The following is a 19,091-nucleotide window of genomic DNA, read 5'->3' as shown; positions in this document are numbered from 1 at the left end:
TACTTGCTTTATCAGGGGCAAATTCTTTATTTTTAGCTTCCTTATAAAACACGTGGTCATTACTTTTTTTAACAAACATCATCAGGTTATTGTATATGGCGCAGCTTTGGCTTTGCTGCTCTTTGTGATGAAGTGGCTGGAATGGCGCTTCCTGATACTTGACCATGCTTTTGAAATATACGCCGGGTTAATTGCCTTGCTGTTTACAGGCCTGGGTATCTGGCTGGCATTAAAACTTACAACGCCAAAAGTGACCACTGTTGTTGTTGAAAAGGAAGTAATAGTAAACAGCCCCGAATTTGTGTTCAACAAGCAGGAACTTGAACGGGTTGGGATAAGCCAGCGCGAACTGGAGGTGCTGCAGTTAATGGCCGGTGGCCTGAGCAATGCCCAAATAGCCGATAAACTATTTGTATCGCTCAATACCGTTAAAACACATTCGTCAAAAGTTTTTGAAAAGCTGGAAGTGCAAAGGCGTACGCAAGCTGTCGAGAAGGCAAAACAGATAGGCCTTATACCTCGGTAAGCGTGATACTTTAGGGCGAATACAGGCTGTTTATTAAAAATCACCCTAAAGTATGAGCTTTGAAATGTGTATCATCAGCAACTTTGAGCCATAAACATTAACAAAAAGTTATGAAAAGAAATGTAATTGTGTTTGGACTGATAAGTGGATTGCTGATCTCCGCTTTTACGGTTTGTACGATGGCAATGTGCTACAATTCGGGCACGTTGGAAAGTAGCATGGTCATTGGCTTCTCGGCCATGATATTGGCGTTATCGTTGATCTTTGTGGCTGTAAAAAACTATAGGGATAAGTATAACGGCGGCGTAGTGAGTTTTGGCAAGGCCTTCCAAATAGGATTATTGATCTCGCTTATAGCGTCTACTATGTACACCCTGTCATGGGCCATAGAATACCACGTATTTATACCGGATTGGTTTGATAAATACACCGCGCATGCGTTACGTGACCTTCGTAACAGCGGCAAGAGCGCTACCGAAATAGCAGCCAAAACCCGCGAGCTCAACGAGATGAAAGTAGCTTATCAAAACCCGTTGATATTTGCAGCTTATACCTATTTGGAGATTTTCCCTGTAGGCGTTATCGTGTCTTTAATAGCTGCATTAATACTAAAGAGAAGACAAAGACCGGCACATTTTGCAACCGTATAACTTAAACATCTATGAAAATAACCATAACAAGCGTATTGGTTGACAACCAGGACAGAGCACTTGAGTTTTACACTGAAAAACTTGGGTTTGCCATAAAACATAATGTTGATATGGGCGAGTTTAAGTGGCTTACGGTAATATCTCCTGAAGGGCACGACGATGTAGAACTCCTGCTTGAACCTAATGCCAATCCCGCATCAAAAGACTTTCAGGCAGCGCTGTTTCAGCAAGGTATCCCGGCCACTATGTTTAACGTTGAAGACACGGATGCCGAATATGAGCGCCTTAAATCGCTTGGCGTGGAGTTTAAGATGCCGCCCACCCAGGCAGGACCTGTCAAGATTGCGATACTGAATGATACCTGCGGTAACTGGATACAAATTTATCAGCAGTAATAATAAGGCTAAGTAAAAAGGCGTGTACTTCCTGCTTATAGAAGCAGGAAGTACACGCCTTTTTTATTGATTTGTAGCGCTCAGGCAACCTAAAGCAAGCTAATTATTTGTAATCTTGCACCGCCAATTTACATCCTGTTATGGATTTTACTACCGTTATAAGAAAAGCCTGGGAAGGCTACGATGCTTCAAAAACCATCAGCAAGATCGAGGAGATCAGCGCGATGGTATCTACCAATCATGTATTCCGCATTACCTTTGATGATGACGATATTATCATTGCCAAGCTGTCCAACTTTGGCACTTTTGAGCATTTTAAAGAAGATCACCGCATCATACACTCGCTAAGCAATAACCTGCTTTACCCGTTTGAGAACGTATTAGCCAAGTCGCTGCTCAAAAACAACCGGGTATACATATATCATTATAAGCAGGGCAGAAGCGATGCCTGGGTTGTTTTTTATAATCCGACCCGTATACTCGACCGCTTGCCACGGCGGCTGGACGATGAACTGATTAAGCGCCTGGGACAGCAGATGGGCAAGTTCCATAAGGCATGTTCCAAGATCCGTAATGTGCTGCCAAAGTCATCTAAAACGCTGCGTACAGACATCTATGCTTTACAGCAGCAACTGGAAAAAAACGAGAAAGATTTTGGCTCTGCCATGCAGGTAGACTTTTTAAAATACCATTGCGACCTGTTCCTGCGCAACCGCTCTAAGTACAACATGAGCTCGTTTGACATTATTCCAGTTTTTATCGACTGGAACATCGGCAATTTTTCGGTAACGCCAAGTTATGAGCTATATTCACGCTGGGATTACGACTGGTTCAGGATGAGCTACCGTGTGCTGGACTTTTATTTCCTGAGCAGGGTAGTGTCAGACGTGGGCGACCGCACGGTGTTCAGTTACGTGATCACTACAATGATGGAAGATCGCTTTATCCTCTTTTTGCAAGAGTATCATAAGGTGTACCCGCTTACAGCTGATGAGATCCGTTTTATGAAGGAGGCGTACCGGTTTTTCATCCTCAACTATGTTATTAAGGACGGTAAGCACTTCTTTAGCGAGCAGTACGCTAAGAAGCTGCAGGCCGAGGCATTTGACGTTTATTTGCCATCAGTAGACCGCGACTTCGATGTTGAAAAAATAGTGGCTGCGCTGGGTTTAAAATAGCCGGCGAGAGCCAAACTATTTTGTTGTTTATATTATTAAATCATCTCTACCATAATTACACATGAGGCGCATAGAAGATTTCAGGGAAATAATTGATAATTATGAGGTGGTGTTCTTTGATGCCTTTGGGGTTATTAAAAATTATGGCGGCCTTGTACCCGGTATAGAAAAAACATTTGACTACCTGGAAGAGGTAGGCAAGGAGTATTATATTGTTACCAACGATGCATCCAGGAGTCCCGCGCAACTGGCCGAATCTTACCATAAAAAAGGGCTAACTGCAATAGCTGCCGACAGGGTAATATCTTCGGGCATGCTTACCAAGGAGTACCTGGACCTTAAGGTTGATGAAGGTATAGTAGCTTACCTGGGTACCGAAGATTCTGCGCATTATATTGACAGTTCCGGCCTGCATACCTTACCGGTAAGCGCCATTAACGACGACAACATAGATAGTGTTAACGCACTGGTGTTTTTGGATGACGAAGGCTTTGACTGGTTTTCAGACCTGAATAGAGCTGTGAACATTTTGCGCAGGCGAAACATACCTGCCATTGTTGCAAATACTGACAAGGCTTATCCATTATCAGTAAAAGATGTTTCTATAGCAATAGGGGGGCTTGCCGGAATGGTAGAGAACATTGTAGGCAAAAAATTTATCCGCTTTGGTAAGCCCGACTCGCAGATATTCATGTTTGCTTATGACCTTATCCGCGATTACCGGCCTATTAATAAAACCGAAATTGTAATGGTAGGAGATACACTGCAGACCGACATACTGGGAGGTAATAAATTTGGCCTGGATACGGTGCTGGTTTTAAGCGGAAACACGCTGCCTGCAGATGCACAGACCAGGATGACCAGCACCGGCATTGTACCCACTTATGTATGCGATACGGCAGTTATTAAATAGAATAATTGTACCTTAGACATCAATCCACCCGGACTAATCAATTATCATTTATATTATGCAAAACATTCTAAAAAACTCAACTTTGTCGTTGGCACTTGCGGGCAGCCTTTTAACTGCGGCTTGTAATCAAAACGCCTCCAAAAGCACAGCTACCATGACAGACAGTACTTCTTCTACAACGGCCGCCGCTACGTTGCCAGCAGCTTCCGGTTTCGAAAAAACTATAGATGGCAAGCAAACTCATTACTTTTTGCTAAGCAACAAAAATGGCTTAAAGGCAGCAGTGACAGACTACGGTGCTCACCTGGTTGGTTTACTTGTGCCTGATAAAACGGGTAAACTAACCGACGTTGTGCTTGGTTTTGATGATATATCCGGCTTCCAGAAAGCTAAAAGCGCTTACTATGGGGCAACAATAGGCCGTTATGGCAACCGCATTGCCAACGGTAAATTTAAACTGGATGGCAAAGAGTATACCTTATTTAAAAATAACGGCCCGAATACATTGCACGGCGGTAAAGATGGTTTCGACAGCAAAGTTTGGGATGCCAGGCAAATCGACAGCAGCAGCGTAGAGCTTACCTATACCTCAAAGGACATGGAAGAAGGTTTTCCGGGCAACCTTAAAGTTAAAGTAGTGTACACGCTTACAGACGACAATGGTATAAAAATCACTTACGAAGCTACGACGGATAAGAACACGGTTGTTAACTTAACCAACCATACTTACTTCAACCTTAATGGTGCCGGTAGTGGTACAAACCAGGATCATATTGTACAGATTGCTGCAGACGGCTACACTCCGGTAGACAGCACATTGATACCGACCGGTAAAATAGAACCGGTAAAAGGTACACCGTTTGACTTTACAAACGCGACATCCATAGGTAGCCGTATAGGAAATGATGACCAGCAACTGAAATTTGGTAAGGGATATGACCATAACTACGTACTGAACAAACATGACATGAATACACCTATTGCTACTGTTGTTGGCGACAAGAGCGGTATCCAGATGCAGGTGTTCACAGAAGAGCCCGGGCTGCAGTTTTACACCGGCAACTTTATGGATGGCAGCAACACTTTGTTCGGCGGAAAAAAAGACGAGCACCGTACGGCATTTGCCATGGAAACACAGCACTTCCCTGATTCTCCAAATCAGCCAAACTTCCCAACCACGGTGTTAAAGCCGGGTGCAGTTTACAAAACGCAAACCATTTACAAATTCTCAGTTAAATAATAACAAGAAGGGCTGTTCCGAAAAGAACAGCCCTTCTTGTTTAAAGATATATGAGACGGTAGGAAGTACTGTCTCGTAGGGTCTTCGCAATCAAGTTAATAGAATTGGGTTTCCATTGGCCACATTCACAAGCGAAAGCTGGTCAGGTATATGTTAGAGTTTTCTCACAGCAGTTGGTCTTACAACATTATTGTTCAATTTGTTTAGCACTATAGCACCACGTTTTAGTAATGTTGGAACAAATTCCAACCGTTAACACTACATATTGTTCAAGCTTAGATGCAGTACTTTTAAGCCGGGTATTTTAAGAAGTAATAACTTATTAAGTTCCAAATTTTTGTGAAAATAGGCCGATAAAAAAGTGTGGTTTTTAAAGGTGGCCACATGGTTTTTGGTGCGAAAACCTGCTTAACAGTGCTTTTTCGGCGGTTTTTATGAAGGTGTAAACAGGTGTTCAAAAATGCAGATTAAGTGATGAACACAAAAAAAGCTGAACACTTTTGAACACCTGAGCTGATTGCGGGTGATATAATCGTACTTTATCTTTACCACCGCCCGACAAACTTTGGTGCTCAACGAGGCGTTATCTGCTTATATTTACATCACTTTGCTTTTAGATAATCACGGAAGACCGATAAATTACCTCAGGCTGGCTGTAACAGACAGGTGCAACCTGCGCTGCTTCTACTGCATGCCCGAGCATGGCCTGGATTGGCTTTCCCGTGCAGAGCTGATGTCCTACGAGGAGATGCTGCGTACCTGTCGTGTAATGATGGGTATGGGTATAAATAAGATCCGAATCACGGGCGGTGAGCCTTTCGTTCGTAAGGATATCATGAAGTTAATGACTGCGATCTCTAATCTTCAAGGCCTTAACGAATTAACCCTAACGACTAATGGTGTACTAACTGCACCTTACGTAGCGGACCTTAAGAAAATAGGTGTACGATCAGTTAATTTAAGCCTTGATACCCTGGATGCCGCCAGGTTTTTTGCCATTACGCTTAGGGATGAATTTGCCAGCGTAATGCACACGATGCAAGAGCTGCTTAAGCATGGCATCGAAGTGAAGATAAACACCGTAGTAATGGCCGGCAAGAACACACAGGATATTATCCCGCTGGTAAACCTGACCAAAGAACTACCTGTAAGTGTGCGGTTTATTGAAGAAATGCCTTTTAATGGTGATGGCCATGCCTATAGCGGCATGACATGGGATTACGTTAAAATATTCGAAGAGATTAGAAGTGTTTTTCCGGATATACAGAAGACGCCTGATCCCACTTACTCAACCTCATACAACTACAATATGCCCGGGCACAAAGGGTCAATTGGTATTATAGCGGCTTATTCGCGCACTTTTTGCGGTACATGCAACCGCATACGTATAACCCCGCAGGGCACGCTTAAAACCTGTTTATATGATGACGGCGTACTAAATATAAAAGACCTGATGCGCAGCGGTGCCGATGATACAGTCCTACAAGGTGGATTGCTTAAGGCAATGAGCAACAGGGAAAAAGACGGCTGGATGGCGGAACTTAAAAGTATGCAGAAGCCGGGCAAGAGAGAGTCGATGGCCTCAATAGGAGGGTAATAAAATGATAACGGTAGAACAAGCCGACAGGATTATTTTAACTGAGCTTCGTGATTATGGTACTGAACTGGTGCCATTTGAGGAGGCACTCGGGCGTGTTCTGGCGCAGAATATAGTTGCCGACCGTGACCTGCCACCATTTAACAGAGCAACAATGGATGGCATTGCCATTGGCTTTGAAGCTTTTTCTAATGGCTTACGAACGTTCGAAATAGAAGGAACGCAAGCGGCAGGTGACACGCCTTTAGACATACAAAATGGTACTGAATGTATAGAGATCATGACTGGTGCTGCCCTATCGTCAACTGTTGATACAGTTATACGTTATGAGGATGTTGAGATTGCCGGAGGTAAGGCGGTTGTTACTGTCAACAGTATCAGCAAGGGTCAAAACATCCATTTAAAAGGGAAAGATAAGAAGCAGGATGACGTAGTTGCATCGGCAGGGCAAAAAGTAACTCCCGCAATAGTTGGCCTTGCCGCATCTGTTGGAGCATTAGAACTGCTCGTAAAAAAGTTACCGAAGGTTTTGATTATATCCTCCGGGGATGAGCTGGTAGATGTAAGCGATACGCCAGCTGATTATCAGATCCGCAGATCTAACAGCTACACCGTTAAAGCGGCTTTAAGTAGAATTGGTTTACAAGCAGATATATTGCATGTACCGGATAACCCGGTTATCATCAAACAGCAATTATTATACTCGCTGCAATCTTACGATGTGTTGCTGTTAAGCGGTGGGGTAAGCATGGGTAAGTTCGACTATATTCCTAAAGCTTTAGCAGAACTCGAGGTAACGCAGTTGTTCCATAAAGTACAACAGCGGCCGGGCAAGCCATTCTGGTTTGGCACGCATGCTGATGGCGCGCTTGTCTTTGCCTTTCCAGGCAACCCGGTGGCTACTTTCATGTGTATGCGTCGGTATTTCCTTCCGTGGCTTAATGCTGTGCTCGGGCTGCCCAATGTAAAATCATTTTACGCTATTTTAAGTCAGGACATCAGCTTTTTGCAACCTTTGACCTATTTTCTGCAGGTGAAACTATCATTTTCTGAAGACGGCAGGATGCTCGCGATTCCCCTTGAAGGAAACGGCTCAGGTGATTTTGCTAACTTAGCAGATACGGATGCTTTTATGGAATTGCCCGCTGAAAAAAATAACTTTAAGGCAGGGGAGGTCTTTCGCGTGTGGCAGTTTTAAAAACGAGTTTTTAATTTCGATAAGAGTAAACAATGCTGAGTCATATCGACGATCAAAATAATCCTTCAATGGTAGATGTTTCTGCTAAACAGCCTACCCACCGCACAGCCACTGCTCAGAGTATAGTTGTGCTGCCTGATGCAGTCATGCAATTGATAGAAGGCGAGGAGTTACAATCAAAAAAGGGTCCGGTGTTTCAAACCGCAATAATAGCCGGCATTATGGCGGCCAAAAAGACCGGTGATCTTATCCCGCTTTGCCATCCATTAGGAATGGAAAACTGTAGCATTAGCATAAAACTACATGCAGATAACCAGGTAATTATAGAATGCACTGCAAGCATCACAGCAAAAACAGGTGTGGAGATGGAAGCCCTGGTGGGCGCCTCCCTGGCAGCGCTAACAATTTATGATATGTGCAAAGCAATGAGCCACGACATCATTATAAAAGAAACAAAACTCATAAGTAAAACAGGAGGTAAACGTGACTTCAACAGGGCATAAAAAGCACGTTGCAATTACAAGACCAGCGTTAGGCAATTTTGCACTTAATGAATGGGCGATTGTAGGAGGCCCATGCACGGTAATAAAGCTGATTGCTGATAATGTGATTACCAGCCTGGCTGCCGATTACAAGTGTGCTTATGCAGATACCTCTCACAATGACAATGTTATTGTTGCGCCCGGCAGGCTGGCTAACGGTGCTGCAATGGAATATACAGATCAACTGAATTATTCCCAGATTAACATTAACGCGAAACTTAGCCCTTTTAAACAGCGGTCCTTATTTGCAGAAATGGACCTGGTGCTGGTAAACGGCAACCATCAGCAAGCAAAAGCGCAGGTGGTTATTATCGATATAAATAAACGCGCTTCTCTCCTAAAAAGAATAGGTGAGCTTACCAATGTTGAATTGATATTATTGGCCGACAATGCTGATGATGTGTTCGATTTTGTGCAGGAGGCCGTGCCTCTGTGGAAGCAACTACCAACCTTTAAAGTTAACGACACTGCAGCAATAATAGATTTTTTCAGATCAAGATTACAACAGCGGCAACCAGTCCTTAATGGACTAGTATTGGCCGGTGGGAAAAGCGTTCGGATGGGCCAGGATAAAGGAGCTGTAAACTGGTATGGTAAAGAGCAGCGTTACCATATGGCAGACCTATTGAAAAGCTTCTGTAATGAGGTTTATATATCCTGTAGAGATGCTGTGCAGCAGCAGGAGATAGATGAAACTTATAATACTATTACAGACACGTTTACAAATTTGGGTCCGTTTGGCGCAATATTATCGGCCTTCCGGCAGCAGCCTAACTCAGCCTGGCTGGTAGTTGCCTGCGATATGCCACTGATAGATGAACATATACTACAACATTTAACATTAAACCGCCAGGTTAAAGCTATTGCAACAACCTACCAGAGCGAGACGACCAATTTTCCGGAGCCATTAATTACCATTTGGGAGCCGAAGGCTTATCCGGTACTGTTGCAATTTCTGGCGCAGGGCTATTCTTGTCCGCGTAAGGTACTTATCAACGCCGATGTTGCCGTCTTAGATGTACCAGATCAGGAGGCGCTCTCTAATGTAAATACACCCGAAGAAATGGACAGGGTTAGGCATGTTATCAAACAGAGATCAAAAAAGCCAAATGGATAAAGATCTGTTAAGATATAGCTGTCAGATGGCTTTGCCTGGCTTCGGCGAATCTACTCAACGACTGTTGCAAGCTGCCCGGGTCCTTATTGTAGGTGCTGGAGGACTAGGCTGCCCGGCAGCTCAATACCTTGCAGCCAGCGGAGTAGGAACAATTGGAATAGCAGATTATGATGTAGTATCAGTTAGTAACCTCCACCGGCAAATATTGTATGATCCGGATGATGCAGGTAAAAACAAAGCAATTATAGCTTGTGAACGTTTATTGCGCCAGAACCCGGAGATCCAGCTGGTGCCGCATGTAGATAAGATCACTTCAGCAAATGTGTTGCAAATAATCGACGGCTATGATGTCATTGTAGATTGTACCGACAACTTCGACACACGTTACCTGCTAAATGACGCAGGGGTGCTAAGTAACAAGCCCGTTGTTTATGGCGCTATTTACCAGTACGAAGGTCAGGTTGCTGTATGGAATGTAGTTAACCACGACGGTGCCCGCTCACCTAATTACCGCGACCTCTTCCCTAAAGTAGACGCCAGTCAGATACCAAATTGTTCTGTAGCCGGTGTTATCCCTACACTGGCGGGGATAATAGGTTGTATACAGGCTAATGAGGTTATAAAGTACATTACAGGTTCGCTAGGCGTCCTCACCGGAAAAGTACTTGTATTTGATGTGCTGAGTATGCAAAGCAGGATCGTAAAAATAGGGGCGACTACCAAAACGAGCATAACGGAACTTGCACAAACTGTTGATGTACAAACAATTTCGCCTTTGGCGTTAAAGCGCAGCATTGCAGAAGTACAATTGATCGACGTACGCACCTATCAGGAGCGTGACCTGGAGGATATTGGTGGAGAGCACATCCCCTTGGATGAGTTAGAGCAGAATCTCGATAAATTAAGTACCGGCAAAAAAGTAGTGTTTTACTGCGCAACAGGCAAGCGTAGCGCCGAGGCAGTAAAAATAGTAAAGGATAAAATGCAGGCTGTAGATGCGTTTTCCCTGCAGGATGGACTCGCAGGCTGGTCGGGGTTAGAAGAGCACTGATAATTGCTAGGGGTGGGCCGCTACCCAAGTCTCACCATCTTCAAACACTTCTTTTTTCCAGATGGGTACGGTTTGCTTTAATGTATCGATTACATACCGGCAAGCCTCAAATGCAGCATCGCGGTGAGGTGATGATACAGCTATTATTACAGGCACATCGCCGACCTCCAAAACCCCGGTACGATGATGAACAAGCACTTTAAGCAGTGTCCATTTCGTAAAAGCTTGCTCAGCTATCTTGATCATCTCCTTGACAGCCATTTGTTCATAAGCTTCAAACTCGAGTCTTACTACGGCTTTGCCCTTTGTGGCATTGCGAACGGTGCCAATAAAAACATCTATGCCACCAGCTTCCGGAGACATTACCCTGTCGATACAGGCTGATACGTCTAAAGGTGTTGAATGCAGTTCTACGTTGATATCCATTTTAACCTCCGCTAACAGGTGGTATAATTGCTATCTCATCACTCATGGTTAAAGCCAGCGTATTGTCAGCATATTCGTTGTTAACAGCAACCATGTAGCTGGAAAGTTGCTTTAAACGTGGGTAACGGTCTTCCAGTGTATCTTTAAGACAGGCAACATCTACATCCCCATGAAGGTCGACTGTAATTGTGTTGCTGCCGAAGATGTCCTTTGCAATGCCAAATGCCAATATTGTTATCGTCATAGATAAGCAAAGATGCAATAATCCGACGATAATGATAGTATAAGCACCATCTACCCGCGGTTTTCGTAGGCTTTTAGAAGCTCTTCCACGAGTATGCCGTTTATTTGCATACCTGTTATATTGCAGCAGGATATACTCACTCCGCTAAGATCACAGCTGGTAAAGGTACTGTTGTTTAAGTCGCAGTTTTCGAACTTCAATGGTCGTTGTTTGGCGTTAGGATCAAAAAAAGGATGCCCTTCTGGTGGCATACCTATATTGTGTATGAAGGCGCCACCCAGTTGAGCGCCATCAATTTCCAGATCGCTTAGATTTGCATTGGTGATCTTCACACCAACCAGTGCTACATCTTCAAAGCGGGCATTGTTTAGGCAGGCCATTGTGAAGCTCGATCCTGCAAGGTTTACTTCAGTTGCCGATATCTTTTTTTCAGCTTGTTTAATTTCCAGGGTTTCCATTGGTTTTAGCTTTTCCAAAGATCACAAGAATTTTCCTTATCAATCAGGGGGTAATAACGACAAAGGAACATGCTTTTAACGACTAAACCAGTGAGCCGAAGCATAAACAAGGAAGAAAGCTGGTGCTTACACTTGTTAAATGTAGCGCACTAAATCTCTGTAGCTAAGCTCCCCAAGCGGTAATTACCAGCCGCCGCTCGCCGCCATGATCACGATGTTCGCACAGGTAAATGCCCTGCCATGTACCCAGGGCAAGCCGGCCATTGCGAATAGGGATAGTGACAGAACTACCAAGCATTGCAGCTTTTAAGTGGGCCGGCATGTCATCCGGACCTTCATCGTTGTGCAGGTAGTCGGGGTCGTTCTCCGGTACGGCTTTGTTAAAATACATTTCAAAATCCTGCCGTACCGTAGGGTCAGCATTTTCGTTGATGCAAAGCGAGGCAGAGGTATGCTGTATGAAAACCTGGCATATACCAGCAGTGATCTGGCCAAGCTGAGGAATTGCCGAGATTACTTCTGATGTAATAACGTGAAAACCACGCCTGCGTGCCCTCAGAGCAATGCTATTTTGATAGATGTTCATGATACAGGAACAAACTTAGAGCAAAGAAGTTGGTGTTTCACCCCGTAACGAGTACAATTACCAGTTATTGATCTAACATCCGGGTGGAACACTTAAGAAAACAGCCGACCAACCAGTATTTCAAATTCACTCACTTAACTTACGTTGATACGCCCGGCCAGGCGCGCTCTGCCCACCACTTAACTTATGGGTAGAAACCGGCTGTTTAAGTACCATGACGGACGTTTTGGTGTAACTGATACACCCCTACGAAAATAATTTTTGATTTTTAGGGCAGTGATAATTGCTATGGATGTTACCAACCTTGTATCCTATGGCTTATTGTTTATTTGCAAATCTTGAGAGCTTAAAATTTCTGAAGAGTATTACATAAAACTGACCGCTATAATTAACTCAGATTAGCTAATTACCTTATTTTTGCAGCATAAACTATGGCTGAAAAATCACTCGCGCGCCGCCTGGGGCTTGCACAGGCAACAGCCATAAACATGACCGATATGGTGGGCATAGGCCCCTTTATTACTTTGCCTATGGTAATAGGCATGATGAACGGCCCCTGGTTCTTGTATGCCTGGCTTGCCGGCGCTATTCTTTCCTTTATTGATGCCATGGTTTGGAGCGAGCTTGGTGCCGCTTTCCCGATGGCCGGCGGATCATACAACTTTTTAAAAGAAACTTACGGCAAAACAAAGCTGGGCAGGCTCATGAGCTTTTTGTTCGTTTGGCAAACTATGATACAGGCACCGCTGGTAATAGCGTCCGCCGCAATAGGTTTTTCTTACTACTTTTCTTTTCTGACGCCACTTACCGCATGGGAATCTAAACTGATGAGCGGTGGGGTAGTTGTGGCTATTGTTGCCTTGCTATACCGAAGAATAGAATCTATCGGGAAAATAAGTGTTGTGCTTTGGGTAGGAGTGTTGGTGACCATGTTCTGGATAATAGGCGGGGGTATAGCTCATGGTAACTTTATGGCGCCAATTAAACACATTAATGATGGTTTTAAAGTTAATTACGCCTTTGTTGCAGCTATAGGTTTTGCCAGTGTCAAGAGCGTTTACAGCTATTTGGGTTATTATAATGTTTGCCATTTAGGCGGGGAGATTATTAATCCTTCTAAGAACATTCCGCGCAGCATGTTCTTATCCATTGCAGGCATAGCACTGTTATACCTATTGATGAATATCAGCGTGGTAAGCGTTATACCATGGCAGCAGGCAAAAGATAGTAAGTTTGTTATTAGCGAGTTTATGCAATACCTCGCCGGCGATACCGCTGCAAAGGTTGTTACCTGTCTAGTTTTGCTTGTGGCGTTCTCATCGGTATTTTCGGCAACATTGGGGTACAGCCGTATACCATATGCGGCAGCTGCCGATGGTGCTTTTTTTAAGGTATTTGCCAAATTGCACCCAAAGGGCAATTTTCCATACGTCTCCTTATTGGTATTAGGTGCAATAGCATTTGCTTTTAGCCTGCTCTTCAAGCTAAGCGATGTGATCAGCGCTATATTGGCCATGCGTATACTGGTGCAGTTTATAGCGCAGGCAATTGGCTTGCTGTTGCTACGTAAATCTCGAAAAACAAGTCTGTTTCCTTATAAAATGCCATTCTTTCCCGTTCCGGTGATACTTGCCGTGCTTATTTGGCTGGGTATACTCATCTCAACAGGGTTGCACATGGTGGCCGGGGGATTAATAGCTATAGCTGCAGGCACTGTAGTCTACTTTGTAAAAGCAAAGATGAACCGGGAATGGCCTTATCAACCTAAAAACATTGTGGAATAAAAATACTGGAATACAGCTACTTAGCTTACTTGCTGGCGAATATTCTTCCTAAAGTTTGATGGGTTTACCCCAACCAACTTCTTGAATAGCTTATTAAAATAAGAGAGGCTTTCAAAGCCAACATCGTAGCAGGTTTCCGTGATGTTCTTGTCCTGCATTAACAAATTTTTTGCAATGTCTATACGGTACTGGTTCACAAAGTCGGTGAAGGTCATCTTGGTCTGCCGTTTAAAATACCGGCAGAACGCAGCTGTAGTGAGGTTTACCTTGGCTGCTACCACATTCACGTCCGGCTTGCGGTTGTAGTTAGCATCTATATACTCGTATATCGCACCCATCCTGATCTTGTCCTTTAAGAAAAATTGTATGCTGATATCATCTTCATTTAATATCAGGTACTCGTTTGATTGTGCCAGCACATTGAATATACGCACGAGCTCTATCAGCTGCTCAAATGAATTCATTTCCTTTAGGTTTTTCAGCCGGGAAGCTATGGCTGTCCTCGTTTCACCGTAAAATGCTATTCCCCTTTTAGCTCTTTTAAACAGCTGATCTATAAGTGCCATTTCCGGTGCCGTACCAATAGCTCTGCCGAGAAAGTTTTCCCGTAGCTGAACAACTATCTGGTGGTAATCGCTGCGCAGGCGATAGTCAAAATTGAGGTGCGGGATGTTACTGCCAATTAGCACCAGGTCGCTTTGCGTGTAGCTGGATATGTGTGCTCCCACGTGCCTTATGCCGGCATCCGCTTCAACATACACCAGTTCAAACTCAGGATGGTAGTGCCATAAAAAAGTATTTCTCAGGCGCGGGGAAAACAGCTTGAATGACTTGCCCGGCTCAAAGTCTACTTTTTCTAATTGTATTTCGTTCATCTATTATTGATTACAATCTCTAGTTAAAGATAGAATATTGGTCAATACAGAGCAAGTTTCTGTCATTGTAAAGAATATTGAAGGGTAAGACCAGTTTTACATTTGTAATATAAACCACATTAAACATGATGACTGAGCAAAAAACAATGGAGACAATGACAATGGCCGCCGGACCGAAAAATGCCCATAAGGAAATACCCGGCAATCCGTCTACTGCAAAATCAAGCACGCTTAAGCTTAATGACCGGAGTTCGGGAAAATCACTGCAAGTAATGAGTGAAGAAGACTGGAAATTTTGGATAGAAAACGGTTACGTAATTATAAAGAGCGCCGTACCGCGCGAACAGGCAGAAAAGCTTGCCGCTTATATATGGGAATATGAAGATAAAGATGCCAATGATATTAACACCTGGTATAAACGGCCAAACGCACAAATGCAGATGGCTGAACTAAATAATACGGGCATGGTTGAGATATATAATCATCAACTCATGTGGGACAACCGCCAAACACCTAAAGTTCATCAGGCCTTTGCTGATGTATGGGGCACAGAAAAGCTTTGGGTTACGATAGATCGTGCCAATCTTAATTTCCCACTGCGGCCAGGGTTTGAGTATAAAGGCTTTATCCACTGGGATTATGATCCGGAAACAAAGCCTCAGAACGTGCAAGGTGTATTGGCACTGGCCGACCAGACTGACGAAGCTATGGGGGGCTTTCAGTGCATACCCGAATTATACCGCACGTACGACACCTGGAAGCTTACACAACCTGCGGACCGCGACCATTACAAACCCGATACTACTGGTTTTGAATTGGTGAAGGTTAAACTAGAGGCTGGTGATCTGTTGATTTTTAACAGCTTGCTGCCACACGGCATACGTGCAAATACAAGCGGTAATAAAGTGCGTATTGCACAGTATATTGCTATGATGCCAGCTCAAGAGGATGACGAGGACCTTGTTAACTGGCGTATAAATAGCTGGAAAAGCCGCGAAGCTATGCAGGGTTATGCGTTCCCCGGCGATCCGCTTGAACGCGAAAAGAAAAACCCTGTAGCTGAGCTTACCGAACTTGGGGAGAAATTGCTGGGCGTACGCAAGTGGTAAATGCCGATATGTAAAACAACTAAAGGGAAGGAATAACGCTTCCCTTTAGTTATACTTCGTTTATCCACCTTTCGGCATCGTAGTAATCTGTAAAGAATTGTACAGTAACATTGCCTATACTCACATCTGCGCTTTTTTCCGCAGCAAGCCTGGCAAACGCGCTGGGCGAGTAGATCCATGCAAAATACCTTAGCCCGGCTGCCTCCATCATCGGGAACCATTCCTGAGCCGCCCAGTCAGATGCTTCAGACCAATTACCAATAACATGAGTATTATCATTAAGTACCCTGCTCACTTTATTATGTTTTAACATGCGCAGCATACGCATTCCGCCAGCCTTTACGCTTTCCAGGTCCTGGAATCCCGTCCAGTCTACATCTAACCGCTTGGCTGCTTCGTTGTAAGTTACGGTAATGGTTTTATCCTTGTAAAACACATCATCCTGATCAATTATTTCTACAGGTTCGTCATTCTGCAAAGGAAGGCGGAAGAAGAAGGTGGTGCCCTGTCCTTGACGGCTTTCTATCCAAAAGGTGCCATGGTGGCGTTTTAATATTTCCGAGGAGATGAACAGGCCCAAACCAAGGCCCTCAAAACGCATGGCGGTGTTATCTACGCGGTAATAACGGTCGAAAAGTTTGTCCAGGTGTTCTTCATCTATACCGATACCAAAGTCTTCAACGGATACTACCACGCCATTGTCCTGCACCCTGGAGTTAATAAGAATACGACCACCGTTTGGTGAGTATTTTACGGCGTTGGTTAAAAAGTTGTTCATCACCTGTTCCAGCCTGAGCCTGTCGCCGGTGTAGGTAAGCGAATCTGCACTTTCCAGTATGATTTGGTGGTTATCTGCTTTTAACTGCACACTCTCGATCGAGTCGGACAGCATTTGGGTAAAATCGAATGGCTGCAACTCGTAGGTCATTTTACCGGCGTTTATCCGGGTTACGTCCAGCAAATCAGATATTAGTTTTTCCAATCGGAAAATATGATCAGCCGATTTGCCAATAAATCCATTCAACTTTTCGGGATCTTTTGTGCGCTGCATTAGCTGATTAAAAGCTTTAATGCTGGTTAGCGGCGTTTTTAGCTCATGGCTTGCAATGGATAAAAACTCATCCTTTTTATGCTCATTAGCTTTCTGCAGATCGATGTTGGTATTTGTTCCTAGCCATAATGTAACTACGCCGTTTTCCCGGAATGGTACCGCCCTGGCCAGGTGCCAAATGTAGCTGCCATCCTTCATTTTTAAGCGAAACTCAGTTAGATAAGGAGTTTCTGCGGTAAGTGCGGCGCGCCATGCGTGCATACATCCCGGTAAATCGTCCGGGTGAATGAACTGCTGCCAGCCATAGCCAACAATTTCGTGCCCCGCAAAACCAAAATCGTTCGCAACTACGTCATTCACATAATCAAGAGCGCCGTCAGGCCTTGCGGTCCAAACCTGCTGTGGTATAGCGTTCAGCATAAAACGGAACCGCTCTTCACTTTGCTCAAGTTTGCGCCTGGCTTCTACCTGCTCAGTTACGTCCTGGCACAGCACCATAACACCGGTTACTGTACCATCAGTTTCATGATAGGGTTGGTAAGCCAGGTTCAAAAAGCCTTCAATTGTTCTGTGGTCGTTATATACAAAATAAGGCTGATCATACAGGTAAAGGGTTTCGCCGCTATCGCGCACGCGTTCAATTATCGGGCGGAAGGTTGCTTCGGCTTCCGGGATAATGCTAAACAGCGCTTTGCCTTGCAGTTCCTCGGTTGTCCGACCAATAAGATTGCCGTAAATTTTATTTACCACATCAACCTTAAACTCTTTTCCCGTAACCAGTATAATACCTATTGTAGCATCGTTAACCAGATTGCTAAGCCGTTGCTGGGTCGCTGTTAAACCGGCTAATGTTTCACGCAGATGCTGCTGTGTTATATTAAGTTCTTCATTGGTTGCCGCTAATTCTTCATTGGCAGCAAGCATCTCTTCGTTGGCGGCTCTTATTTCTTCATTTAAACCTTGCTGCTCTTCTATGCTTTCTTCAAGTTGTTTTGTACGTTCTGCAACACGGTCTTCCAACTGGGTGTTTAGTTCTCGTAAGCTGTGCTGCGCTTTTTGCAGGTCTTCGTTGGTTGAGGTAAGTTCCTCATTTGATGCCTGCAGCTCTTCGTGGATTGCTTGTAGTTCCTCGTAAGCAGCCTTGAGTTGTTCGTTCGCTTCCGATAACTTCTGCTCGTTTAACTCCAGGGTTTTCCTGGCGAGTACATGTTCTGTAATTTCGTATTTAAAGCTAAGCAGCGCATCTATTTCGCCCCTGTCATTCCTGAGCGGCTGGTACACACTGTTAAAATAATGGTCTATCAGTTTGCCGCCTTTATAAGCTGCCAATGGTACGTAAAGTTCATTTTCGATGTGGGGTTCACCTATCGAGTAAACTTGATGTAAAACGTCTATTATGGGTTGATTGTTCAGTTCGGGTAAAGCAGCCAGTAAAGGCAGGCCTAGTATGTCTCTCCCCGGAAACAGCTCCCGCTGATATTGAGGATTTACATAATCAAAAACCATATCCTCTCCGCGAAAAATTGCTATCTGAGCCGGTATATCGTGAAAAAGGCGCTCCATCTGCTCGGCTAGAACCGTTGCCTTTATTGCAGACTTATGCTCGTCTTCAAGCGCGTCCTTCAATCTGTTTTCACGCAGCACCTGCTCTGTAACCTCTTCTGTAAGATGGATGATATACTTAAGGTTCCCGTTGGCATCTTTAACGGGTTTATTGGTTGTTTTCCAGTAACGCTCTTTTAAGCTGGCGGCTCCCACAGTTTCCGGTGTGTCAAACCGTGTAACAGGCAGCTCATGTGCTTCACCGGTGCTTATTACCTCTCGGAGAGATCGTTCAATACCCTGATCAACGTTGGGCAGCCATTGTGTATAGGTGGGGAATACATCAAACAGATGCTGTCCGCTCATATCTGTTCTGGTCTTGTGCGCAGTATAAAGGTAAGCATCGCTTGCCTCTATAATTATCAATTCCGGAGATAGCAAAAGAATGTTTTGCGGTAAGTTCCTAAAAATTAAAAGTTCTTCCGGATTGAGGTCGTTAGTAAAATTCGGCTGCATCAGACGTTAGATAGCTTCTTCAGAGTGCAAGGATACTAAAGCAATACAACCTGGTTAATAAAAAGTTTGCCGGTGCAAAAAAAATGTGTTTGT

The 19,091-nt window shown here is 44.3% G+C and carries 19 protein-coding genes; 13 read left to right on the top strand and 6 right to left on the bottom strand.

All coding sequences use genetic code 11. The features are described from left to right. The first annotated feature begins 52 nt into the window (after positions 1-52). The 11 genes from DYU05_RS05160 to DYU05_RS05110 all read left to right on the top strand — a co-directional run bounded on the left by DYU05_RS05160 (position 53) and on the right by DYU05_RS05110 (position 10,407). On the top strand, positions 53-526 hold the full coding sequence (locus DYU05_RS05160; RefSeq protein ID WP_235853953.1) for a helix-turn-helix transcriptional regulator: 474 nt from the start codon (positions 53-55) through the stop codon (positions 524-526). A 110-nt stretch (positions 527-636) separates the two neighbouring features. After that, complete coding sequence (locus tag DYU05_RS05155) at positions 637-1,176, top strand: DUF4199 domain-containing protein (RefSeq protein ID WP_117381896.1); 540 nt, start codon at positions 637-639, stop codon at positions 1,174-1,176. A gap of 11 nt (positions 1,177-1,187) precedes the next feature. Beyond that, the gene (locus DYU05_RS05150) at positions 1,188-1,571 is read left to right on the top strand and encodes a VOC family protein (RefSeq protein WP_117381895.1); all 384 of its coding nucleotides are present in this window, start codon (positions 1,188-1,190) and stop codon (positions 1,569-1,571) included. A gap of 140 nt (positions 1,572-1,711) precedes the next feature. After that, a complete protein-coding gene (locus DYU05_RS05145) occupies positions 1,712-2,749 on the top strand; it encodes an aminoglycoside phosphotransferase/kinase family protein (RefSeq protein ID WP_117381894.1) in 1,038 nt (345 codons plus the stop codon). A gap of 61 nt (positions 2,750-2,810) precedes the next feature. Next, the gene (locus DYU05_RS05140; protein ID WP_117381893.1) at positions 2,811-3,662 is read left to right on the top strand and encodes an HAD-IIA family hydrolase; all 852 of its coding nucleotides are present in this window, start codon (positions 2,811-2,813) and stop codon (positions 3,660-3,662) included. Positions 3,663-3,717: 55 nt separating this feature from the next. Then, positions 3,718-4,902: an aldose epimerase family protein gene (locus DYU05_RS05135; RefSeq protein ID WP_117381892.1), complete on the top strand. Its 1,185-nt coding sequence runs from the start codon at positions 3,718-3,720 to the stop codon at positions 4,900-4,902. Positions 4,903-5,470: 568 nt separating this feature from the next. Next, a complete protein-coding gene (moaA, locus tag DYU05_RS05130; protein WP_235853996.1) occupies positions 5,471-6,499 on the top strand; it encodes a GTP 3',8-cyclase MoaA in 1,029 nt (342 codons plus the stop codon). Positions 6,500-6,503: 4 nt separating this feature from the next. Next, on the top strand, positions 6,504-7,697 hold the full coding sequence (locus tag DYU05_RS05125; RefSeq protein ID WP_117381891.1) for a molybdopterin molybdotransferase MoeA: 1,194 nt from the start codon (positions 6,504-6,506) through the stop codon (positions 7,695-7,697). Between the two features lie 32 nt (positions 7,698-7,729). Next, entirely contained in the window at positions 7,730-8,200 is a 471-nt protein-coding gene (moaC, locus tag DYU05_RS05120; protein ID WP_117381890.1) for a cyclic pyranopterin monophosphate synthase MoaC, read from the top strand. After that, positions 8,181-9,356: an NTP transferase domain-containing protein gene (locus tag DYU05_RS05115; RefSeq protein ID WP_205771787.1), complete on the top strand. Its 1,176-nt coding sequence runs from the start codon at positions 8,181-8,183 to the stop codon at positions 9,354-9,356. Before moaC ends, DYU05_RS05115 begins: the two co-directional genes overlap by 20 nt. Further along, complete coding sequence (locus DYU05_RS05110) at positions 9,349-10,407, top strand: ThiF family adenylyltransferase (protein ID WP_117381889.1); 1,059 nt, start codon at positions 9,349-9,351, stop codon at positions 10,405-10,407. Before DYU05_RS05115 ends, DYU05_RS05110 begins: the two co-directional genes overlap by 8 nt. Positions 10,408-10,413: 6 nt before the next feature. On the opposite strand, the gene DYU05_RS05105 is transcribed toward DYU05_RS05110, so the two are convergent. The 4 genes from DYU05_RS05105 to DYU05_RS05090 all read right to left on the bottom strand — a co-directional run bounded on the left by DYU05_RS05105 (position 10,414) and on the right by DYU05_RS05090 (position 12,121). Beyond that, entirely contained in the window at positions 10,414-10,833 is a 420-nt protein-coding gene (locus DYU05_RS05105; protein WP_117381888.1) for a molybdenum cofactor biosynthesis protein MoaE, read from the bottom strand. Between the two features lies 1 nt (position 10,834). Next, on the bottom strand, positions 10,835-11,077 hold the full coding sequence (locus tag DYU05_RS05100; RefSeq protein WP_117381887.1) for a MoaD/ThiS family protein: 243 nt from the start codon (positions 11,075-11,077) through the stop codon (positions 10,835-10,837). Positions 11,078-11,127: 50 nt separating this feature from the next. Continuing rightward, the gene (locus tag DYU05_RS05095; protein WP_117381886.1) at positions 11,128-11,535 is read right to left on the bottom strand and encodes a pentapeptide repeat-containing protein; all 408 of its coding nucleotides are present in this window, start codon (positions 11,533-11,535) and stop codon (positions 11,128-11,130) included. A 163-nt stretch (positions 11,536-11,698) separates the two neighbouring features. Continuing rightward, positions 11,699-12,121 (bottom strand): secondary thiamine-phosphate synthase enzyme YjbQ, encoded by a 423-nt coding sequence (locus DYU05_RS05090; protein WP_117381885.1) that lies wholly within the window; start codon positions 12,119-12,121, stop codon positions 11,699-11,701. Between the two features lie 431 nt (positions 12,122-12,552). On the opposite strand from DYU05_RS05090, the gene DYU05_RS05085 reads away from it, so the two are divergent. After that, complete coding sequence (locus DYU05_RS05085) at positions 12,553-13,905, top strand: APC family permease (protein WP_117381884.1); 1,353 nt, start codon at positions 12,553-12,555, stop codon at positions 13,903-13,905. Positions 13,906-13,925: 20 nt separating this feature from the next. Here DYU05_RS05085 and DYU05_RS05080 read toward each other — a convergent pair whose 3' ends face one another. After that, the gene (locus DYU05_RS05080) at positions 13,926-14,780 is read right to left on the bottom strand and encodes a helix-turn-helix domain-containing protein (RefSeq protein ID WP_117381883.1); all 855 of its coding nucleotides are present in this window, start codon (positions 14,778-14,780) and stop codon (positions 13,926-13,928) included. A 125-nt stretch (positions 14,781-14,905) separates the two neighbouring features. Between DYU05_RS05080 and DYU05_RS05075 the strand changes: the two genes are divergently transcribed. Continuing rightward, positions 14,906-15,889 (top strand): phytanoyl-CoA dioxygenase family protein, encoded by a 984-nt coding sequence (locus DYU05_RS05075; protein ID WP_235853952.1) that lies wholly within the window; start codon positions 14,906-14,908, stop codon positions 15,887-15,889. 49 nt (positions 15,890-15,938) lie between these two features. Here DYU05_RS05075 and DYU05_RS05070 read toward each other — a convergent pair whose 3' ends face one another. Beyond that, on the bottom strand, positions 15,939-18,998 hold the full coding sequence (locus tag DYU05_RS05070) for a PAS domain-containing protein (protein WP_117381882.1): 3,060 nt from the start codon (positions 18,996-18,998) through the stop codon (positions 15,939-15,941). Positions 18,999-19,091 lie beyond the last annotated feature (93 nt).

It is taken from the genome of Mucilaginibacter terrenus (genome assembly GCF_003432065.1).
Classification (GTDB): Bacteria; Bacteroidota; Bacteroidia; order Sphingobacteriales; family Sphingobacteriaceae; genus Mucilaginibacter; species Mucilaginibacter terrenus.
This window is presented reverse-complemented; position numbering and strand designations above follow the sequence as displayed.

Bases quoted from the DNA above. Each gene is read 5' to 3' on its own strand.
- DYU05_RS05155 (WP_117381896.1), top strand. From the start codon at position 637: ATGAAAAGAAATGTAATTGTGTTTGGACTGATAAGTGGATTGCTGATC.
- DYU05_RS05150 (WP_117381895.1), top strand. From the start codon at position 1,188: ATGAAAATAACCATAACAAGCGTATTGGTTGACAACCAGGACAGAGCA.
- DYU05_RS05145 (WP_117381894.1), top strand. From the start codon at position 1,712: ATGGATTTTACTACCGTTATAAGAAAAGCCTGGGAAGGCTACGATGCT.
- DYU05_RS05140 (WP_117381893.1), top strand. From the start codon at position 2,811: ATGAGGCGCATAGAAGATTTCAGGGAAATAATTGATAATTATGAGGTG.
- DYU05_RS05135 (WP_117381892.1), top strand. From the start codon at position 3,718: ATGCAAAACATTCTAAAAAACTCAACTTTGTCGTTGGCACTTGCGGGC.
- DYU05_RS05125 (WP_117381891.1), top strand. From the start codon at position 6,504: ATGATAACGGTAGAACAAGCCGACAGGATTATTTTAACTGAGCTTCGT.
- moaC (WP_117381890.1), top strand. From the start codon at position 7,730: ATGCTGAGTCATATCGACGATCAAAATAATCCTTCAATGGTAGATGTT.
- DYU05_RS05110 (WP_117381889.1), top strand. From the start codon at position 9,349: ATGGATAAAGATCTGTTAAGATATAGCTGTCAGATGGCTTTGCCTGGC.
- DYU05_RS05105 (WP_117381888.1), bottom strand. From the start codon at position 10,833: ATGGATATCAACGTAGAACTGCATTCAACACCTTTAGACGTATCAGCC.
- DYU05_RS05100 (WP_117381887.1), bottom strand. From the start codon at position 11,077: ATGACGATAACAATATTGGCATTTGGCATTGCAAAGGACATCTTCGGC.
- DYU05_RS05095 (WP_117381886.1), bottom strand. From the start codon at position 11,535: ATGGAAACCCTGGAAATTAAACAAGCTGAAAAAAAGATATCGGCAACT.
- DYU05_RS05090 (WP_117381885.1), bottom strand. From the start codon at position 12,121: ATGAACATCTATCAAAATAGCATTGCTCTGAGGGCACGCAGGCGTGGT.
- DYU05_RS05085 (WP_117381884.1), top strand. From the start codon at position 12,553: ATGGCTGAAAAATCACTCGCGCGCCGCCTGGGGCTTGCACAGGCAACA.
- DYU05_RS05080 (WP_117381883.1), bottom strand. From the start codon at position 14,780: ATGAACGAAATACAATTAGAAAAAGTAGACTTTGAGCCGGGCAAGTCA.
- DYU05_RS05075 (WP_235853952.1), top strand. From the start codon at position 14,906: ATGATGACTGAGCAAAAAACAATGGAGACAATGACAATGGCCGCCGGA.
- DYU05_RS05070 (WP_117381882.1), bottom strand. From the start codon at position 18,998: ATGCAGCCGAATTTTACTAACGACCTCAATCCGGAAGAACTTTTAATT.